At 41.3% G+C, this 20,550-nt stretch carries 19 protein-coding genes, 1 pseudogene and 1 riboswitch; of the genes and pseudogenes, 12 read left to right on the forward strand and 8 right to left on the reverse strand.

Features of this window, described 5'->3' with window-relative positions; all coding sequences use genetic code 11:
• Positions 1-746 (reverse strand): pentapeptide repeat-containing protein (locus BQ9856_RS01420; protein ID WP_159441918.1); only part of this gene is annotated, 746 nt, incomplete at its 3' end.
• 188 nt (positions 747-934) lie between these two features.
• Positions 935-1,924, reverse strand: coding sequence for a LysM peptidoglycan-binding domain-containing protein (locus BQ9856_RS25060; protein WP_200801231.1), 990 nt, complete (start codon positions 1,922-1,924; stop codon positions 935-937).
• A 41-nt stretch (positions 1,925-1,965) separates the two neighbouring features.
• Here BQ9856_RS25060 and BQ9856_RS24700 point away from each other — a divergent pair, with 41 nt between their 5' ends.
• The 3 genes from BQ9856_RS24700 (at position 1,966) to BQ9856_RS01455 (ending at position 5,064) form a co-directional block, all read left to right on the forward strand.
• Positions 1,966-2,316 carry a hypothetical protein gene (locus BQ9856_RS24700; RefSeq protein WP_200801264.1) on the forward strand — a complete coding sequence of 117 codons (351 nt, stop codon included), beginning with the start codon at positions 1,966-1,968 and terminating at the stop codon, positions 2,314-2,316.
• Positions 2,317-2,649: 333 nt separating this feature from the next.
• Entirely contained in the window at positions 2,650-3,549 is a 900-nt protein-coding gene (locus BQ9856_RS01450; protein ID WP_077609390.1) for an SDR family oxidoreductase, read from the forward strand.
• A gap of 123 nt (positions 3,550-3,672) precedes the next feature.
• A complete protein-coding gene (locus tag BQ9856_RS01455) occupies positions 3,673-5,064 on the forward strand; it encodes an FAD-binding oxidoreductase (RefSeq protein WP_077609391.1) in 1,392 nt (463 codons plus the stop codon).
• 108 nt (positions 5,065-5,172) lie between these two features.
• Here the strand turns inward: BQ9856_RS01455 and BQ9856_RS01460 are convergent, their stop codons facing one another.
• Both BQ9856_RS01460 and BQ9856_RS01465 read right to left on the reverse strand, forming a co-directional pair.
• Complete coding sequence (locus BQ9856_RS01460) at positions 5,173-5,616, reverse strand: MarR family winged helix-turn-helix transcriptional regulator (protein WP_077609392.1); 444 nt, start codon at positions 5,614-5,616, stop codon at positions 5,173-5,175.
• Between the two features lie 38 nt (positions 5,617-5,654).
• Positions 5,655-6,200 carry a glutathione peroxidase gene (locus BQ9856_RS01465; RefSeq protein WP_077609393.1) on the reverse strand — a complete coding sequence of 182 codons (546 nt, stop codon included), beginning with the start codon at positions 6,198-6,200 and terminating at the stop codon, positions 5,655-5,657.
• 205 nt (positions 6,201-6,405) lie between these two features.
• On the opposite strand from BQ9856_RS01465, the gene BQ9856_RS01470 reads away from it, so the two are divergent.
• The 4 genes and pseudogenes from BQ9856_RS01470 to BQ9856_RS01485 all read left to right on the forward strand — a co-directional run.
• Positions 6,406-6,852: a MarR family winged helix-turn-helix transcriptional regulator gene (locus tag BQ9856_RS01470; protein WP_077609394.1), complete on the forward strand. Its 447-nt coding sequence runs from the start codon at positions 6,406-6,408 to the stop codon at positions 6,850-6,852.
• 12 nt (positions 6,853-6,864) lie between these two features.
• Positions 6,865-7,368, forward strand: coding sequence for a nitroreductase family protein (locus BQ9856_RS01475; protein ID WP_077609395.1), 504 nt, complete (start codon positions 6,865-6,867; stop codon positions 7,366-7,368).
• A 40-nt stretch (positions 7,369-7,408) separates the two neighbouring features.
• The gene (locus BQ9856_RS01480; RefSeq protein WP_077609396.1) at positions 7,409-8,254 is read left to right on the forward strand and encodes a nitroreductase family protein; all 846 of its coding nucleotides are present in this window, start codon (positions 7,409-7,411) and stop codon (positions 8,252-8,254) included.
• A gap of 371 nt (positions 8,255-8,625) precedes the next feature.
• A pseudogene (locus BQ9856_RS01485) lies at positions 8,626-9,151 on the forward strand (transposase); the annotation flags it as partial.
• 93 nt (positions 9,152-9,244) lie between these two features.
• Here BQ9856_RS01485 and BQ9856_RS01490 read toward each other — a convergent pair.
• Genes BQ9856_RS01490 through BQ9856_RS01500 form a run of 3 tightly spaced genes read right to left on the reverse strand, consistent with a single transcriptional unit; the run spans position 9,245 to position 11,102 of the window.
• Complete coding sequence (locus BQ9856_RS01490) at positions 9,245-9,526, reverse strand: hypothetical protein (protein ID WP_077609397.1); 282 nt, start codon at positions 9,524-9,526, stop codon at positions 9,245-9,247.
• The gene (locus BQ9856_RS01495; RefSeq protein ID WP_077609398.1) at positions 9,523-10,677 is read right to left on the reverse strand and encodes a M56 family metallopeptidase; all 1,155 of its coding nucleotides are present in this window, start codon (positions 10,675-10,677) and stop codon (positions 9,523-9,525) included. Before BQ9856_RS01495 ends, BQ9856_RS01490 begins: the two co-directional genes overlap by 4 nt.
• A 2-nt stretch (positions 10,678-10,679) precedes the next feature.
• Positions 10,680-11,102: a BlaI/MecI/CopY family transcriptional regulator gene (locus BQ9856_RS01500; RefSeq protein WP_077609399.1), complete on the reverse strand. Its 423-nt coding sequence runs from the start codon at positions 11,100-11,102 to the stop codon at positions 10,680-10,682.
• 259 nt (positions 11,103-11,361) lie between these two features.
• Between BQ9856_RS01500 and BQ9856_RS01505 the strand changes: the two genes are divergently transcribed.
• The 5 genes from BQ9856_RS01505 to BQ9856_RS01520 all read left to right on the forward strand — a co-directional run bounded on the left by BQ9856_RS01505 (position 11,362) and on the right by BQ9856_RS01520 (position 18,401).
• The gene (locus BQ9856_RS01505) at positions 11,362-11,736 is read left to right on the forward strand and encodes a lactococcin 972 family bacteriocin (protein WP_084758069.1); all 375 of its coding nucleotides are present in this window, start codon (positions 11,362-11,364) and stop codon (positions 11,734-11,736) included.
• A 104-nt stretch (positions 11,737-11,840) separates the two neighbouring features.
• Complete coding sequence (locus BQ9856_RS01510; RefSeq protein WP_159441919.1) at positions 11,841-14,030, forward strand: hypothetical protein; 2,190 nt, start codon at positions 11,841-11,843, stop codon at positions 14,028-14,030.
• Between the two features lie 336 nt (positions 14,031-14,366).
• Entirely contained in the window at positions 14,367-15,002 is a 636-nt protein-coding gene (locus BQ9856_RS01515) for a putative bacteriocin export ABC transporter (protein WP_077609402.1), read from the forward strand.
• A 39-nt stretch (positions 15,003-15,041) separates the two neighbouring features.
• Complete coding sequence (locus BQ9856_RS24120; RefSeq protein ID WP_139348630.1) at positions 15,042-15,257, forward strand: hypothetical protein; 216 nt, start codon at positions 15,042-15,044, stop codon at positions 15,255-15,257.
• A gap of 64 nt (positions 15,258-15,321) precedes the next feature.
• Positions 15,322-15,409, forward strand: a riboswitch (cyclic di-GMP riboswitch).
• A gap of 538 nt (positions 15,410-15,947) precedes the next feature.
• Entirely contained in the window at positions 15,948-18,401 is a 2,454-nt protein-coding gene (locus BQ9856_RS01520; RefSeq protein WP_077609403.1) for an FAD-dependent oxidoreductase, read from the forward strand.
• Positions 18,402-18,501: 100 nt separating this feature from the next.
• On the opposite strand, the gene BQ9856_RS01525 is transcribed toward BQ9856_RS01520, so the two are convergent.
• Positions 18,502-20,373 carry a sensor domain-containing diguanylate cyclase gene (locus tag BQ9856_RS01525; RefSeq protein WP_159441920.1) on the reverse strand — a complete coding sequence of 624 codons (1,872 nt, stop codon included), beginning with the start codon at positions 20,371-20,373 and terminating at the stop codon, positions 18,502-18,504.
• Between the last annotated feature and the right edge of the window lie 177 nt (positions 20,374-20,550).

Below are 20,550 nucleotides of genomic sequence, written 5' to 3' on the forward strand. Positions count from 1 at the left end.
AAAAATACCGCCTCTCTCAAATCGGCGTTTTGAATATTGGCATCCCGCATATCCGCCCCTAAAAAGTTTGCTCCTGAAAAGCTGCATCCCGAAAAATCTGCCGCAATCAGCAAAGTCATGCTGAAATCACTGCCATCAAAATTTTTCCCGCTAAAATTTTTTCCCATGCATTCAGCAGGTTTGCTTTCTCTCTTATTTGGAAAGCTCTTCTTTACCAGAGCTCCAACCTCTTTCAGTATTCCATTTACCTGCTCTTTGTAACCTTCCAGTTCAAAATCCATTACTGCTTCCGGTGAGCCGGAGCATATCTCCTGATTTTTCTCTATCAGTTCATCAATGCCGGACCATAAAGCTTTTGCAGGCAAAAGAGTTCTTGATTCCATTAAAAACCATAGCATTTGGCGCAAATGAAAAACTTTAAGAAATACCTCAAACATTTCCTTCGATTTTTTCGGTTCAGAAAACCATGTTGAGCCTCCATACAGTTCCTTTGTGACCTTTTGCCCTGCACCAAAACAGTCATACCCCATACAGCCTTTCATTTTTTTACGGTTAAGTTCATTATGGATTTTACAACGGAAATCTCTCTGTAAGTTGACGCATGGTTTCCCTGCAGATTTGTTCTCCGGAAAGCCATCCATTTTTGAAAAGAATAATGCCGTACAGCACAATCCGCTGCAATTGGAGCAGTCGATCCGAAGTTCCTTGTATAATTCTTTATTGGTACTAAATACATGTAAATTCATCGTCCTTCTCCTGTCAAAATTTTGCCATATGTAAAATCCAAGCCTGCAAATTAATACCAAAGTACAGGCTTCCATTCCTCATTTACTCTTATCTTACCATAAGCTTTTCCTTCTTTCCACCTGACTTACATCATTATTACATGAAATAAAGCAGTCCGGTCAAGTAAGGCCGGACTGCTTATTGGTTTTTAAATTCTGAAATACTGCTCAAATTGCCTAACAATTCCCCGAGCCATCACATCGGCCATTTCCATGGCCTCCTGTTCAATGCTTTCAAATATATTGATGCTGTCCTCAAAATTTTGTGACATGATATCATTAGCTTCTGTCTTCAGCATCGCAAGATGGTCATACAGCATCTTCTTCCACTCCTGGACCGACCAGTTCGGATTGATGCTGTTAAGGAACGCTGCAATCTGGTCTGCATTTTCGTACCAGCGTCTTTCTGCATCAGCTGCTGCAGACGTATTGCCTGCCATTGAATCTGTGATAAGTTCTTTGGCGATTGTGAGGTGGGCCGTTAACAGATCTGCAAAATTTGCGGCATTTTCTTCCCCATAAAAAGGACGCAATGCTTCCTCAAAATCACCGGGATTCTGTAAGAGACGGGCGGTGACAAATTCCTCATCCGGCAAACCAAAAACCAGACTCAGGATAAGCATTCTCGTCCAATAAACATGCTGTGACCATAAAAGCCGCAAGTAGTTGTTCAGGTTATGCTCCGCATTGCTGACCCACATGGGGGTTGGCTGCGGCATAGGCTGGGGTCGGGGCATGGGCATGGGCTGAGGTTGGGGCATGGGCTGGGGTTGAGGCATGGGCTGGGGTTGAGGCATGGGCTGCGGCGCGGGCTGGGGCCTGGGCTGAGGCTGAGGCATGGGCTGCGGTTGAGGCATGGGCTGGGGCCTGGGCTGCGGCATAGGCGCGGGCTGGGGCCTGGGCTGGGGCTGAGGCATGGGCTGCGGCTGAGGCATAGGCTGCGGCTGAGGGCGCATAGGAACCCTGCGTCCATATGGAATGCAGACCACCTGCCCAATAAACAGATTGGCAGGGTTAATACCCGGATTCACTGCCATGATAGCTTCAACGGTCGTAAGAAAACGTTGTGCTAACAGCCAAAGCGTATCGCCGGCTTGAATGATGTAGGAATACAATCCTGCCGGACAAGAAGTCATCATATTATCGTTATTTGATTCCCCACGAACCATGGGTTGATTTTGTGTCTGGGGCTGAGTCTGTAATTGAGTCTGGGGACGAGGCTGGGTCAGCGGCTGGGTCTGCGGCTGCGGCTGGGTTTGCGGCTGCGGCTGCAATTGAGGCTGCGGCTGTAATTGAGGCTGCGGCTGCGGTTGTGTCCGAAGCTGCGGTTGCGGCTGTGGCTGTGGCTGCGGCTGCGGTTGCGGTTGTGGCCGAGGCTGCGGTTGTGGCTGCGGCTGTGTCCGAGGCTGCGGTTGCGGCTGTCGTTGTGGCGGTGTATATTGGATTCCACGTGGAATGCAGATCGTCTGCCCAATTAACAGATTATTCGGGTTTAAGCCCGGATTCGCAGCCAAAATTGCCTCTACGGTAGTATTAAAACGACGCGAAATAAGCCATAGGGTATCACCGGATTGAACGGTATAGGAATACAATCCTTCAGGGCAAGTAGCCATAATATTACTGCCTTTCAATTAAACAATTTGTCTTATTTTATGATTTGCAAAACAGAATAGTACCTGTCTTATAAAAAAAACAAGAAAAATTTGCAGGATACCAATACAATGTCCGGTAAGGTACCCGGTATATTTCTCAGATTGCCGGTCTTTTATCGGTTTAATAAAATTTTTTTGAGAAATCCTTAACAAAACGATCGTCTGATTAATATATAACTATTATATGATTCCTGTTAGACTGGAGATTAAACTTGACTGATTTTTATCCATATTTAGGTTATAAAGAAGTATGCCGGCAAGTCCCGGTCCAGTTCCCTCCGCAGCACCAGCCCGTACAGCCCGGCTTAGAAACACTCATGGTCCCTAAACCTATCTTTGATAATCCAAACTATATCGGTACAGGTAAACTGAAGGATAAGGTTGCGTTGGTAACCGGAGGAGACAGCGGCATCGGAAGAGCCGTATCCGTGGCATTTGCCAAAGAAGGCGCTGATGTATGCATCGTTTATTACGACGAGCACGAAGATGCGCAGATAACAAAATCTTATATAGAAGCCCAGGGAAGAAAATGCCTTTTGATCTCAGGAGATGTACGGGACGAAATGTTCTGTAAAAATGCGGTATCCGATACCGTAAAGGTTTTAGGCGGACTTGACATCCTGGTTAATAATGCAGGCGTGCAGTTTCCGCAGACCGGCATTGAGAATATTTCCATTGAGCAGATGATATTCACCTTTGAAGTTAACTTCTTCGGTATATTCATTATGACTAAAATGGCTCTGCCCTGTCTGAAAAACGGCAGCGCCATAATTAATACAGCATCCATTACCGCTTATGTTGGAAACGAACAACTGATCGATTATTCCAGCACAAAAGGCGCAATTGTCAGTTTCACACGTGCGATGGCCCATTCCCTGGTGTCGAAAGGCATTCGGGTAAATGCGGTTGCACCAGGACCCATCTGGACCCCGCTTCAGCCGTCCAGCCGGCCCGCCGACTATATTCCGACATTTGGCTCAGATACACCGATGAAAAGAGCCGGGCAGCCGGTTGAACTTGCTCCGACATATGTATATCTGGCAAGTGATGACTCCTCGTTCGTCACAGGCCAGGTCCTCCACGTAGATGGAGGGCAATCCATGCAATCATAGAAAAAGAGAAGGCGCGTTTCATGCGTCTTTTCTTTAACCGCTTTTTTAACCAAATGCTCTCCTTTTTAATACCATGATAGTAGGATACGATTAGAAAATCCTTACAGAAAGGAGGCAATCAACATGAACATCTGCAATTTTAACGAGCTTACCGGCCGTGTCGTAACACCAGACGACCCTTTGTATCAAGAATTAAGACAAGTTTATAACCGGTCCATCCAAAAGTGCCCTCTGGCCATTGTTTTCTGCCAGAATCCGACCGATGTCAGCAATGCCGTGTTGTGGTCCGGAAGACACGATGTCCCCCTTCGCATTCGAAACGGCGGCCATAATTATGAGGGCTACTCCACAGGCAACGGTGTCCTTGACATTGATCTTAGTGAAATGAACCAGATTTCCATAGACGAAGAAGCCCATTTGCTTACAGTTCAGGGAGGCGTTAAAAACAGACAGCTATACGATTTCGTCTCATCAAAAGGTTATCCGTTTCCGGGAGGGACCTGTCCCACCGTTGGAGTCAGCGGTTATGCCCTGGGCGGCGGCTGGGGACTCTCCTGCCGCTGCCTGGGGCTTGGCTGTGACAGCCTTACCGAGATCCGGATGGTCAATTTCGAGGGCAATATCCTAACAGCCAGCCTGCAGGAAAACGCCGATTTATTCTGGGCATGCCGCGGCGCCGGCGGAGGAAACTTCGGCGTGATCGTTTCCATGACCTTCCGCCTGCCGAGAAAGGTAAATAAAGTCACACTCGTTGAAATCCGGTATCCCCATGCGGACACGGAGAAACAGTCTTTCTTCCTGCAGACCTGGCAGGAATGGCTGAAAGACGCGGATCCCAGGATCACTCTGGTCTCAAGAATTTATAATTCCCTGGAAGAAGGGCTCGCAATTCTGGCTCGCGGTATTTTCTACGGCCCTCCGGAAGAAGCATTGGGAATCATCACCCCCCTCACAGAGCTTGGAGGAGCAAAATATAACTTAAAATACCTGACTTTTCTTGAAGCAATAACCATAATCGGGGACTTTTATCCCCCCTTTGAAAAATTTAAATCAGCAAGCCGCTTTATTCTGCGGGATTTTAACAGCTGTGAATGTCTAAAAATTGCAGGACTTATAAAAGAACGTCCCCGGGGGTCCGTTTATGCAAGCCTTTCATTCTACGCACTGGGCGGCAGGGTTTCGGAAGTACCTGCAGATGAAACCGCTTTTTACTATCGCAATGCAAGATATATCACATGGCTTAACACTGTGTTTGAGGAATGCAAATGTGAAAACGCCGCCTGGGTGGCTGAAAAATTCAGCTATCTCAAATCGGTTACCAAAGGCTCCTATGTCAATTTTCCCTATGGGGGCCTTCCTTGTTTTCCGGAAGAATACTATGGTACCCATGTCTGCAGACTGAAAATGGTGAAGGAAAAATACGATCCGCTGAACATTTTTACCTTTCCCCAGGGAATTGACGAATTTCATGGCCCGGGTTTTACAGCTCCAAAATGCTGTAATCTGCCGCGATGAACCTCATACCTTTGTGCAGATCCGAAGTTTACACGAGCCTGGCCGGGGTGGGGCCCAAGCTAAAAAATCTCAGGAAGACTTTTTTAAAAGCCCTCCTGAGATTTTATCTTATTTTTCTTTATTTCGACTGATCCGTCCTAAAATCTCATAGAGTAAATGGTACAGCTCTCCTGCCTCTTCCTTGCTCAAGGGCACACACTGAACGATTTTATCCGGTATATCCGCTGCCCGGTCCTTTAACTGCTCTCCCTTATCCGTCAGTTCCACGATCACGCTCCGCTCGTCCTCTTTGTCCCGGCTTCGGATGAGGAGACCCGCTGCCTCCATCTTTTTTAACAGGGGAGTCAGAGTACCGCTGTCCAAATAAAGGATTTCTCCTAACCTTTTAACGGTGGCCCGCTTCCTCTCCCACAATACCATCATAACGATATACTGAGTATAAGTCAGCCCGATCTCATCAAGAAACGGTTTATACAGCCTGACGATCTCACGGGAACAGGCATAGAGGGGAAAGCATAGCTGGTTTTCTAACTTTAGTTTATCATAGTTCATAACTGATCTTCAATCTCCCACTGTCCTTTGTTTGTATATCACAATAATTCCTTTACTTTTTCTTCCACATACTTCATGTCCGCAGTCGGCTCAAAGCGTTCTATTACATTTCCCTGGCTGTCCACAAGGAATTTTGTGAAATTCCATTTAATATCCGGCTCATTCCTGTAATCCGGATTGACCTCTGCAAACTTCTGTTCCAGACGCGGTGTCAGCTCATGTCCCGGATCAAAGCCTTCAAAGCCTTTTTCATGAACCAGATAGCGGTACAGCGGAATCGCCTGATCTCCATTTACATCTATCTTTGAAAACTGGGGGAAGGTAACTCCGAAGCGTCCGGTACAGAAGGAATGAATCTCTTCGTCATCGCCAGGCGCCTGATTGCCGAACTGGTTACAGGGAAAATCAAGAATTTCAAGCCCTTTGCCCGCGTATTCCGCATACAAAGCCTGAAGATCCGCATACTGGGGAGTAAACCCGCAAACCGTTGCTGTATTCACGATCAGCAGCACCTTACCGGAATAATCGGACAGGCTCTTTTCACTGCCATCCATTGTTTTTACTGTAAAATCATAAACAGACATTTCTTATCCCTCCTTAATATATTGTGTAAAATTGTATTTTTTAAAATCAACTTTATTATAATACAGCAGTCAGACCCTGTCAATAGTATTATGAAATTTAATTGCATAAAATTAATTTAACGTTAGCGTCAAATTATTTATTTACAGATTGACATCAGAAAAAGCTCATGCTATAGTTGTATGTACAAACAAGTGAGGTGATGATTTGAACAGAGAATCTACCAAGGAACAGGCATGTAAGCTAGACAGCTGCTTATTTTTTTCGACTACAAAACTGGCAAGGGCCTTTGGAAAAATCGCAGACGAGGCTTTCCTTAAAACAGGACTTTCTCCAAGCCATGCACTGCTTCTATACCTGGTTAACCTAAATGGTGGTATCCAACAGAAAGAAATAGGAGAAACACTGCATTTAACCCCCTCCACAGTTACCCGTCTGATTGAGAAGCTGAAGCGGAAAAATCTGGTTTCCAAAAAATCAGAAGGAAAAAATGTATATCTGGGTCCAACACCGGAGGGACTTGCACTGCAGGATGTAATTATGAAGTCATGGAATCAGCTCCATAACGGTTATAAGGACATTCTTACCGAAGAGGAAACCGTTCGTTTTATAGAGATCAGCGGAAAGCTTTTGGAAAAATTAGATGGAAAATAGGAGGTAATGATGATGCAGGAGATTTTTAACAGAAGAAGCATTCGTAAATTCAAGGATCAGGCAGTTGAACCGGAGAAAATCGACAAGCTGCTCCGCGCGGCCATGCAGGCTCCATCGGCCGCCAACCAGCAGCCATGGGAATTCATTGTGATACAGGATAAGGAACGGCTTCATGAAGTTTCCCAGACCTCCCCTTATGCAAAGCCGGCAGCCGGCTCCGCTGTGACATTTGTACTGCTTGCAAATGAAAAGGAGTTAAAGGTACCAACCGGCTGGGAAGAAGATATGAGCGCCGCCGCACAGAACATTCTTCTGGAGGCGGTTCACCTGGGTCTTGGCGGTGTATGGTTTGGCGTTGCCACATCTGACGCTGTTTCCGATCAGGTTCGCCGTCTTTTTGAACTTCCGGAACATATCCGGCCGTTTGCGCTGATTTCCGTAGGCTATCCGGACGGACAGAAAAATGAATTCATAGACCGGTACAAAGAAGAAAAAGTTCATTATGAAAAATGGTAAGCGAAAATAGAATGCCTGAAGAAAGGAGGTATCTTACACTATGAAACCGGAATTCTCCGTTGAAAAAACAGTTAAGGAACGCCACAGTGTGAGAACTTATGAGGACCGTGCTCTTTCCGCACAGGAAAAAGACAGCTTAAACGCTTATATCGCAGGCTTGACAAATCCCTTTTCCGCCGAAGTTTCCTTTCGTCTCCTGGAAACGTCTGCAGCCGTTAACGGTGCAAAACTGGGAACCTATGGGGTCATCAAAGGCGCCAGGGATTTTGTGGGAGCATCGGCGGCGGACGGCGAACTGGCTTTGGAAGCCCTGGGATATTCCCTGGAAAGCCTGATTCTTTATGCCACCTCCCTTGGCCTTGGCACCTGCTGGCTGGGCGGTACGTTTGACCGCAGCGGCTTTGCCTCAGCCATGAATTTGAAAAAGGGGCATCTCTTCCCGGCGATTTCCCCTGTCGGGCACCCCGGAGAGAAAAAAAGAGCCAGGGATACTCTGATGAGATGGGTTGCAAAATCAGATCAGAGAAAGGAATGGAGCGAACTCTTTTTTCATGAAGGCTTTTCAAAGCCTTTGGCGAAAGCCGACGCAGGGGATTTTGCCTTTGCTCTTGAGATGCTGAGACTTGCACCCTCTGCTGTGAACAAACAGCCCTGGCGGATTGTTAAGAGCCGGAATGCGTATCATTTCTACGAAGCAAAAACGATGAAAGAAAACAAGCTTGGTATTGACATTCAACGGGTGGATGTCGGCATCGGAGCCTGCCATTTTCATTTGGCCGCACTGGAAAAGGATCTGCCGGGAAAATTTGAAAAGCTGGAAAATCCGGATATCCAGGCTCCAGGTTCTATGGATTATCTTTTTTCCTGGGTCATGAATTCTTTATAGCGCACTCAATAATATCCGCAAAAGGAACTGCGGCATATTCACCTGATTTGGAGATAGGAGCAATTTGTACTGTGTTTGGGTGGAAAGTATAGTTGCAAATATTGACAATATCTAAAATTTCATTTATGGTTGCAATATGGGGTATAAAATTTTTATACCCCGTATATTTTTAAGGTGGTGGAATATGGGAAAAAGATAAGTTGTCTGGTTGGTATGATTTTAGTAATGACCTTCGCTTTTTGGGGTACAGAGTATTTACTTTATACCTTGTTATTGTTTGCAATATTATGTTTACTATTGTAGGGGTGCCTTTCATGCTTGTAGGAGCATTTATAAGCGCTGCTATCACGGCATCGGTAATTATTATACTAGGCCTGACCGGAGTTCGCTTAATCATCGGTGATAAATGCCTTGGGATGCTCGAATCCATTCCAGAAGTATTTCCGAATGCAAAGTATCAAAGATGTACCGTTCATTTCTATCGAAATATATTCTCAGCCACTCCTCGTAATAAGATGAAAGAAGTCTCTATGCTGCTGAAGGCTATCCATGCGCAAGAGTGCAAAACAAGTAACCGATAAACTTTTCGAGATGAAATTAACTTCGGCAGCTAAAAAGGCCGAAGATGGAATCGAGAAACCCCTAACATACATGGATTTTCCCAGTCAACACTGGACTAGAATCCATACCAACAACACCATTGAACGGCTGAATCGGGAAATCAAACGTAGAACCCGGGCAATTGGCGCTTTCCCTGATGGTCAAAGTGCTTTAATGCTTGTATGTGCCAGACTGCGCCACGTAGCTGGAACCCAATGGGGTACAAAGCGCTACATGAATATGGAGTATTTAAAAGTATTGTATCTCCAGAACCAGTCTGATATCATAGCCGGCTGACTACCGTTTACCAGGAAACAATCCCTGAGCATACTGTGCTTTTTATTATGATAAAAATAAAATGATTCTAAGGGATTAATATTGGTATTATTTTTAGCATAATTCCCATTCACCAACCCATTTTTGTTTTGAATAATTATATAACCGTCTATACACTTTGTTGTTTTCTGTTTTGTATCTCCAATCAATAATATCAGAATAAGGGATAGATATATATTGCGTGGATTGTGTGATCTCAGTAAAATGTACAGGTTCTGGTAAAAATACTGTTTCTTTTGAAGACTCAGTTACAGCGAATGCATCTATGCTCATAAAACTTGTACTGATACAGATTGACAAGATAAATACGGAGAATATCTTATTTGATTTTTTCATTTCAGTGGAACCTCCTTGATATTGTTATATATTGGTAAATCAGAATATGAATCCCTAATTTTAGTTACTACACCAAAAAAATTATCATTGTAGTAAAGATCATAGCCATTATCTTGGTTTGGTATCAAATATGCAGTTTTGCTGGTTAACTCAATGGTATGGGCAGCGTCTTCAGCAGATATTGAATATGGTTCAAAGACAAATAATAAAGATAATACTATCATAAATATTGTAGGAATTACAGTAAAAAACATACTTTTAAGGTTTACTTTCTTTTTCTGATTGTAGCCCTTCAAAATAATATCAAATCGCTGAAATAGAGGGGAACTACTATTACTGCTGAAGGTTAAAACTAATCTATTTGTTTTTTTATTCAGACGCATCTTGGATATTTTCAAAAGACATTCTAGGTAGTCAATCCGTTCAATTTCACTCATTGATTTCGTAATAGTAATATCAATATGAATTTCAAGTAATTTTGATATCTGTTTTTTAAGAAGATATACAATAGGATTCCACCAATATACAATACTTATTAATTCAGTAATCAGTTTAATCAATAAATCCCCGTGATAATAATGAGCTACTTCATGATTCATAATATGATACCACTCATCTTCTGATAGGTCTATTTGAGGTATAAATATTTTGGGTTTTCGTATTCCAAAAATCATGGGAGTAGAAACTAATTCTGCTTGAATGATCTCAAAATTTATAGGCTTTTTATATTTTGAAATAATATTATGTAAAATACTTTGAATTTTAGGGTTAGTTATTGATGAAAATGTATCCATTAATCGTTTAAAACAAGTGTATGTATAAATAGATTTACCTAAACAAAAAAGTGCACCTATTATCCAGAGCAGATATAAAATATGACGAAAACATATAGTATGGTCTCTAAAGGTAATTATCGGTGTTTCAAAGAAAAGGGTGAACCATGGTAATATTCTATTTATAGGAATATTATTTGCAAAGGAAAACTCTAGTGGTATTAGCAATCGTACTATAATAATAGCAATACAGAAAAATAAAGAACTAATACCAATTTGTTTTATTAACCAATTAGCTTTCAGGGTAGACCATATGAGGATAATTGAGATGCTACTAAAAAAGGTAACAGTAAAAAAGGTACTCAAAGATAAACTCATTTTTATTCCCCCTTTATTCCTCCTTTTAATTGCCTTTTACGTTCTTGTAGTAATTTTTCTAATTCTTCAATGACACTTTCTTCGTTTTTTTCTCTTTCTAGTAGTGCTGCAACAAAATTAGGTGGCGTAATGCTTTTGTCTAAATTTTCAAACTGAGTAACGAATTGTTGAAGAGTAAAATCTTTTGAAGTTATAGTTGGCCGATAACTACGACAAAGAACAGTACCGCTATATACAATTTCAGCAATTTCAATGAGATTCTTTTTTAGTAAACTTCTCAAAACAGCCTGAACAGTATTAATTGTTAAAGATCTATCTGCTTTTGTAATCTCGGATGCGACTAATGATTTTTCAGCAGACCATAGAACATTTAGCACATCCATTTCCCTATTAGTTAAATTAAGTTGTTTATTTTGTTTTAGCATTAAAATCACTCCCTTTTTAATAAAAATTTTGATAATAACACTATTATGATTTGTGAATTTATTATAAGTATATCTGTTCGAGGTAAATGTGTCAATACTATAAAATATGTTAAATTATAAAAATAACATAATTATTATTGACAAAATATAAAGTGCATGGTTTAATGACATTGTAATAAAATTACATTGAATGTATTACATAAATAGATGGTAAGCAAGTAACAATCTTGCCAAATATAAAAACAGGAGGTAAATGATTATGAGGAAGCTAGGAGGAATTTTAATGGCAGGTGTAATGATTGCATCAATGTCTGTTCCAGCTTTTGCGCAGCGGTATACACCAGTGAATGGTGGAACGGTTGTTCATGTTGGAGAGCCTACTTCAGTCAAGCCATTAAAAACGGTTGACGTTGACGACGGTAATGGACGTTGGGATTATGGAACAAGCCTGACCATAACTGCTAAGAAAAAAGTATGGTCCAATCTTGACCATAACACCAAAACGCACAGATCTAGTTGCGAAATTGATGGTAACTATGATGATAGTGGCTGGGTAAAAGCGCGTACAACATCAAAATCCAGTGCTACTGGACCTAAAAAATCTGTTGCTTACACAAACTGGGATGTCGAATAAGACAAGATAGCAATTGAAGCCACTCTTGCATGGGAGTGGCTTCAATTGTTATATTTTTATTTTTAGAGGTTTATGCATTAAATTCAAATGGGGAGGTATACAATTTGAAACGGTTTATCATAATATTTTCTTTTTTAATGTTTTTGATTTTATTTTCGACAAACTATTCTGCTTATAATACTGAAAGTTACAATAAGTTGATTAACTCATCTTCTGCATTTGGATTTGAATTGACTATTCCGGAAGATGACTATAATTCTACTCCTGAATTCTTACAATTCCTTAAGCAATCTGCGGTGGATAATGATGTTAATTTAGTTCGTACAGTCTCATATTATAACAGTAAAACAAATACATCTCACACTGTTGACTATATTTACTTGGTAACGGATACGGTGTTTTTTAAGAATATCGATATCAAGGGAGGAAGAATTTTATCAGTTGAGGATATGGATGATTCATCAGTATTTATGTCAACAGAGAAAACAGATTCAGATAAGCAAATTGCTATTATTTCTGATTTTGGAGGAGGTCATTATTACTCAATCCATGTATTAGATCATATTCTAACTCAGTATAAATATTCTGGAAAATATAGAGTTGAGTGCAATTCGTATGCTCAATTTACAAAATTTGTAGATGATTATATTTCTTATCTAGAATTTAGAACTCCAGGAGTTGAATTAACAAGGGATATGTTTACTTCGGTAAATAATGAAAGTGAGATAAAGATAGAAAATACAACAAATTTGTTATTTATCATTATTTTCTTTTTTACGATAATGTTTCTAACCTTTATGTTTTATTTAGTATCAAAGACGAAAGAAATATCTGTTATGAGGCTAAATGGATATAATATAAGAGAGGTTTGCTTACATGTTTTTATTAATCAATTTGTAATAATAACCGTAATAAGTAATATTATAATACTCCTCTTGATTCTCTTAATTCCTAATAATAATATAGAGTTTGTTATTAGAGTATACGCTACAAATATTTTCGTATTTCTTTTTTTGTTTTTTTTGCTTTCATATATATGTGCTATATATACTCGTAATATTAAAACGACATATTGTATAAAGGGCAAGAAACCAATTAGTGCAATCATACTATTTATTGGGGTTTTTAAGGTTGTTGTATCAGTTGTAATTATACTCCTGGCAGTAAATTTAGTGGAAGACAAACAACAAATTGATCAGAAGAAACATAATCTTGTAAATTGGACTAATGCCTCTAATTATGGTGTTTTCTATCCAGTTAAGACTGGAAACGATAGCGCTGATATTAGATCTGGTAAATATCCTTTAGATATACCAGCTTATAATTTGTATCCATTTTTAAATAAGAAAATGCAGTCTATTTATATTAATTCAGATCTATATACGAACGAAAGCATAGAGCTAAATGCAAATAATGACTATATTAGAGAAATTTCAGTAAATCCCAATTATTTGATAGAGCATCCAATCTATGATGAAAATGGAATGCCCATTAAGATAAGTGAGGATACACCTTATACAATATATCTGGTACCAGAACAATATAGAGATAAGGAAGAATATTACTATAAATATTTTTCACATGCAAGAGAGCAATATCATGAGTTGCATACAGGTTTATATAATCAAGAAGCAAAATTAGAAAGTTTAGAAGTGGTTTTTATTTACACTCAATCTGGACAAGAAATTTTCTCTTACAATTATAATGTACTGCCTGAGAATAATAATTTAATTCCTGACCCAATAATTTATGTCATGACTGAAGCAAATTCACTAGTTCCTGATAGGCACTATACTTCTACTGGTGTTCAAACGTTATTTATAAAGTTAATTAACAATGATACTGAATTGACATACTCTGCCCTTTTAAATGCTCTTAAGGAATATAATTTAGATGATAATTTCCCTTATTTGATAAGGCCTAATGAGATTATTTTACAAAAGATCAATGACTTGCAAATACAGGCAACAGTAATAAGGTATTCACTTCTTGGCTTGAGCATGCTGTTATTCGTAACTATAGTACAAAGTATTTATTTATTATTCCAACGCAATAAGTTTGAATACTTTTTGAAAAAGGCATTTGGTCATGTATTCTTTCAAAGATTTAAAAATATATTCCTCCTTTCACTGTTTACAAATAGTATTGAAGGCATAACTTGTTTCCTATTTACATCAACTGGATTCTATCATATTATCTTGAGTAAATTGATAATTGAGCTTCTATTAGCTAGTGGATTGGCTGTATATTTTGAGAGACGCAATGTATCTAATATTCTAAAAAGAACACTATAATAACAGAACATCTAACTATTTCAAAGGCAAATACAGATGTTGAAAAAAAGGTATCATAAGAATTGTTCTTAATATGTTTGTATGGCATAACGAAATGTAAAACATTTACTTATCAGTGTAAATAAGAGTATATTATATAATTCCTAAGGTATAGGTCTACTACCAGATTTATTAAAAATTCCGGTGGTAAAGGATTAATTTAAAAAGTATTTTTGATAGAAGTGTTGATTTAAAACATACGAAAATAGTAAATTTGATGCTCAACTTTTATCGGATGATAGAGTATTGATTTAAAGCCCTAATGTTTGTGTCTAAATGAAAGGAATGAGGTAAAATATGAGTATTTGTGAACTACATAGCATAAGTAAGTCTTTTGGTAAAAAAACAATATTTAATGATTTTTCACTGAGAATTGAACAAGGAGATCAAATTTGCATTACTGGAAAAAGTGGATCTGGAAAATCGACATTATTAAATATAATGGGATTACTTGAAAAACCAGATTTTGGAACTATTAATATGTGTGGTTTGGAAGACGTAAAAGCCAATTCCCGACAGGCACAAAGTCTATTACGCACAAAAATAGGGTTTCTTTTTCAAAACTTTGCTTTAATTGATGATAAGTCTGTTAACTACAATTTAGATATTGCTTGTATAAATTTTAAAGTACCAAAAAGCAAATGGTATTATAAGAAATTAGAGCTTTTAAAGGAATTACAGCTTGACATTTCATTAAAAGATAAAGTATATAATCTTTCGGGGGGAGAACAACAACGTCTTGCACTAGCAAGGATTTTACTTAAAAATTGTGAGGTGATATTTGCTGACGAGCCAACTGGCTCATTGGACATCTATAATAGGGATATAACACTTGATATTCTCTCTAAGTTAAATCGTGAAGGCAAAACAATTATCATGGTATCGCATGATCCTTATATAGTTAATAAGAGTCATAAGGTCGTAGAGTTATAGCTGTAATTAAAATATGAGTATTTAAATGGTAAAATTTCAGTGGAGATTACAAAAAGAGAAACCCTAAGCATTGATTCTTCTGGATTAGATAAGCTTACTGGTGAAGATGGAACTTCTTATTTCTCAGTAATTTCTAAAAAAACCATTACTAGAGAACTAAAGTTGTTCTGTAATACTTTTAAGCATGCTATTTTCAATTTAGAAAAGAGCACTTTTCTTCGTAAAGAACAAAGATGGAGAAATATGAATAAGTGATATTTAACAAACCAAATTGATGCTGTAAAATAGCAGCTTGAATATTATCTTTATATTAAAAGAATAGAGCTAAGGGCAAACCCATTAAAAAGTGGGGACGCAAAGCTGAGGATCTAAGATGCTTACTACACTATGATAGTCTGGCTGGACCAAAATTAGAGTCAATAGATCCTGGGTTGCAGCACATAATTTTTAATGCCTGCTGTAGGTATTTTACTTGAATACCTTTATCTCTACCTTTTAATCACATATGCGTTCCTCCCTTTTTATATTGAGCTTGTTTTAATAACTACAAAATTAATTGCAGCATGGCCCCTTTCTGTTTTATATTTAATAATCATATAAAAAACCTTCTTTCCAATAATCCTCTCTTGTCAGTTTTGTAGTCAATTTGTCTACATCATCGGTAAAAAAATTTCACCTCTCTTCTTCAACAATATAACCTTCAACAGCTTGTTCAGTTCCCTAATCTCCCCCGCTTCCCGGCAAAGCATAAACGTTAATCAGAAGCAGACTTTGCCCCATAGTCCCATGCTTAAACAATCATACTTCTCTTTTATGTGACTCAATCACAGACACACTCTGAACATTCGTTTATACTAAAAGCCAGCCGATACGGTTTGAAAAAAAATGCGGCTATTCCATTCCAAAAAACAAAATTATATTTTTGAAAATAACAGGAGGCATACTATGAAGAAAATTGTTATCATCGGAGGTGTTGCAGGCGGAGCCACCTGCGCTGCCAGACTCCGGAGGCTTGATGAGAAAGCGGACATCATAATGCTGGAACGTGGAGAATATATCTCCTATGCCAACTGCGGCCTCCCCTATCATGTAGGCGATGTGATAAAATCCCGCAGCGCGTTATTGCTGCAGACACCGGAAGCCATGAAAAACAAGTACGGCATTGATGTAAGAGTTAAAAATGAGGTTATTTCCATTGACCGGGCAAAAAAGGCCATCACGGTCCGGCGCCTGGAATCCGGCGAAGTTTACGAAGAAACCTATGATACCCTGGTTATCTCCACCGGCTCCTCGCCGGTCCGTCCGCCCATACCCGGGGTGGAATCTTCCCGTATCCATACCCTTTGGACGGTTCCGGATACCGACCGCATCCGCGGCCTTATTAAGGAAAATGGGATTAAGACCGCAGCAGTTATCGGCGGCGGCTTCATTGGCCTTGAAATGGCTGAAAATCTTCGCCACACAGGGCTTTCCGTATCACTGATCGAAATGCAGGATCAGGTCATGGCTCCCCTTGACTATGAAATGGCCCAGCTTCTGCATGAAAATATCGTGCAGAATGGCGTAAATCTTTACCTGAAAGATGGGGTTTTGGCATTTGAAGAGACAGAGAACGGGGTATCCATTACATTAAAGAGCGGAAAAACCCTGACAGCCGAACTGGTCCTGCTATCCATTGGCGTACGGCCAAACAGCTGGCTTGCAAAAGCATCCGGCATTGCGGTCAATGACCAGGGCGGTATTATTGTCGATCAATATTTAAAGACTTCGGATCCGGATATCTATGCAGTCGGTGATGTGATTCAGGTCGATGATTTCACTTTTAAAAAACCTGCAATGGTTCCCCTGGCAGGTCCTGCCAATAAACAGGGACGCATCGCTGCCGACAACATTGCGGGAGCACAGGAAACCTATGACGGAACCCAGGGAACATCGGCAGCAAAGGTATTCGACTTAACTGCCGCTTCCACGGGAGTGAATGAAAAAACACTGATCAGGCGCGGCCTTCATAAAGGCACCGGCTATGAGAGCATTTTCATCACTCAGAACTCCCATGCCGGCTATTATCCCGGAGCTGTGCCGTTAACGCTTAAGCTTCTGTTTTCCACTGACGGAAAGACAATCTTCGGCGCTCAGATCGTGGGCCGGGACGGCGTTGACAAACGGATCGACGTCCTGGCCGCAGCCATACGGCTCGGCGCGGGAATTGAGGATTTAAAACGTCTGGAGCTGGCTTATGCACCGCCATTCTCCTCTGCGAAGGACCCGGTCAACATGGCCGGCTTTACAGCTGAAAATGTACTTGCCGGAAATATCAATTTCACAAATTGGGATGAGGTGGAAAAAAATTCCGATGCAGTGCTCTTAGATGTGCGGGAGGATGCAGAATTAATGGCTTTTTCCCTGCCCCATTCCAAACACATTCCCTTAGGCCAGCTCAGAAGCCGCATGAAAGAACTGGACCCTTCCAAGGAAATTATCACATTCTGCGCCATCGGAGTCCGCGCATACAATGCTGCCCGTATCCTGATTCAGAATGGATTTGAGCACGTAAAGCTTTATCCCGGCGGTACCAGGTTTTATCAGTCAACCCATTATCAGGCTGACATGGTTCCGGTCCCAGAGCAGACTTCATATACCGACGCCGGACAGACGGACACCCAAAACGTCCCGAATGCCGCCATGCGCCTTGACTGCAGCGGCATGCAATGTCCTGGTCCCATTATGAAGGTATTTGAGACCATGAAGAATTTGCAGGATGGGGCGCTCATGGAAGTATCGGCTTCTGATCCAGGTTTTTTACGGGATATCGGAGCATGGTGCAGGCGTACCGGAAATACGCTGGTTGCCAATGAATGCCGCGGAAACGACTATGTGGCACTGGTAAAGAAAAGCGGCGGCGCAGGCGTACCGCAAAAAAAAGAAGCGGGGGAAGGAAAGACTATCATCGTATTCTCCGGTGATCTTGACAAGGTTCTGGCGAGCTTTATCATTGCCAATGGTGCGGCGGCAATGGGCCGGCCTGTGACCATGTTCTTTACCTTCTGGGGGCTGACAGCATTGCGAAAAGCAGAAAAACAGCCGGTCCGTAAATCACTGGTGGAATCCATGTTCGGCATCATGCTTCCCCGGGGCAGCAAAAAGCTGAAGCTGTCAAAAATGAATATGGGCGGCATGGGAACTGCCATGATGAAAAAGATCATGAACGATAAAAATGTGGATTCGCTGGAAACTTTAATCAAAAAGGCCATGAATTCCGGTGTAAAAATCGTGGCCTGTACCATGAGCATGGATGTCATGGGCATCCGTCCGGAGGAATTGATCCATGGCGTAGAGCTCGGCGGCGTGGGTGCTTATCTCGGAGATGCGGAAGAATCCAACGTAAACCTGTTCATCTAGATAAAACGGCTGAAACCACCCTTTCAAAACAGCTTCCGGACACATACATAAAACCGGATACATCTGCAGAATGGATTCCTCACTGCAAATGTCTCCGGTTTTATGTAAACGGATTGGATTCAGTCAAATGCTGAGATCCTTCATCCTGATAAAAAGCATATCCTTCTTTTTCCTTTTGTTTGATATAATACATCGCCTTATCTGCGGCACAATACAATTCCCCATAAGTAGTCCCATTCTTTGGCGCAGCCGCGATCCCAATGCTGGCTGAAACCCTGATATCCGGAAACTCCTCTATTTCCTTTCTCTTAAATACCTCCAAAACAGCTTCTGCCATCTCTGCCGTCCGGTCATGTTCCCATTCCTCCGGAACAAAAACCACAAATTCATCCCCTCCCACTCTGGCGACCACACCGTCATCCCCGAACAGCTTATCAAGTTCCCCCGCCACCCAGGTAAGGACCCCATCCCCTGCCGCGTGGCCGCATGTATCATTGATGTCCTTAAAATTATCCAGATCGATCATGAAAAAAAGACCGCTTTTAGCGGAAGCCAGCTTTTTATTAATGATCTGCTCCCCGGAACGGTTATACACGCCGGTAAGCGGATCCTTCCTGGCTTTATTTATCAGCATCTCCTCTCTGCCCAGCTGATCCATAATGTCCTCAAGCTTCCCCACCATGCGGAACCGGTGTCCCGCAGCACTGTACAATATCTTATACTGGCAGCTGAACCACCGGTATTCTCCTGCTGCACTTTTTAACCGGATACGGGAATATCTCACTTCATCCTGCTTAGATCCCAACAGTGCCCACCGCATCTTCTCTCCCCGCTGCCAGTCATCGGGATGCATAAGCTGGCATCCCCTGTCCGATCTTAGAACTCCTTTTATCCTCAAACTGTTTAAACACAGCTTTTTCTTAGCGTTGGAGGTAAACTCCATGGTATCCGTATCATAATCGTATTCAAACAGCAGCGTATCGGTGAACTGGGAAAGAACCGCATATCGCTGTGACTCCATCTTAAGCTTTTGTTTCTGCCTGATAAACATGGTTCCAATGGCAATGCAAACCATCAGTGTAAGAACGACCAGCAAAATACCGGTTCCAAAAAACGTATTGAAAATATACTCTGACCGGAGCAGCACATCCGGAGACCGCACAAAATTTACGATGCTCCAGTCGTTAATCCCCACCGCGGCAACGGAAATATAATAATTTTTACCCTTACCCGGAAAGGAAGCGGTAAAGGAACCGCTGTTCTGAAACTGCTCCCTGATGTTCTCCACGTAAGGTTCCTCAATTCCGTTTTTCAGGATCGAGGAAAACAGATTTCCGTCATTTTCATACTGGCCGGCATTGCCGTATAAGATACTCCCGTCTGATTTTACAATCAGGGAATTGACCTGCTTAAAGGATGTGTTCTCTTCTCCGCTATCCGTGAACGCTTCTGCTTCAACCCGCGTAAAAAGAATGCCTGATACCCTGCCATCCTTTTTAACGGGCTCTGCCACGGAAAAAGAATATCCTTCCCCGGGCCCGCCTGTATGCCGGATATCTGAAATGCCCCATTCTCCCTTTAAGGCATGTTCATACAGTTCCCGTTCCGTCTCTTTTAGCTTCTCCTCCTGCCATCCGTCAAAGGAAATATAACTGACTTTATAAGTTGCATTCCCGGTATTAAGCTGTTCCAGATAAACCTTCAGCCATTCGTCATCCGGTGATAAATCGGCAGCTTCCATTATGGCAGTAATCCCGGAAAGCGTATTTTTCACCTCTAAAGCTGCCTCCAGGATCTGGTTCTTCTGGGTATTCGTATAAGAAGTCAGGCTCGCATAGATAAACTGGTTCAATTCCTGATTCAGCTTCCCATGCTGCACATTCAATATCAGGAAGGCGCCGGCAGTTAAAATGATTGTACTGACCAAGCTCAAAATCGCATATGCCATCCTGGGTTTCTTTTCCTGCCCCATCTTACTGATCTCCATTCTCAAAATTACGATTCCCCAAAAAAGCCAGTGGAATCATTCCAACCGGCCTTTCACTGCTTTCATGCTGATTTCATTATATCGCCTTGTTTTTGGTTTTACAATCCCAAAGGCCGATTCTGCATAGAATTTTTTCAGATTACGGTGCCCCTGTTCTGAAAG

Source organism: Clostridium sp. Marseille-P2415 (assembly GCF_900155545.1).
Classification (GTDB): Bacteria; Bacillota; Clostridia; order Lachnospirales; family Lachnospiraceae; genus Lacrimispora.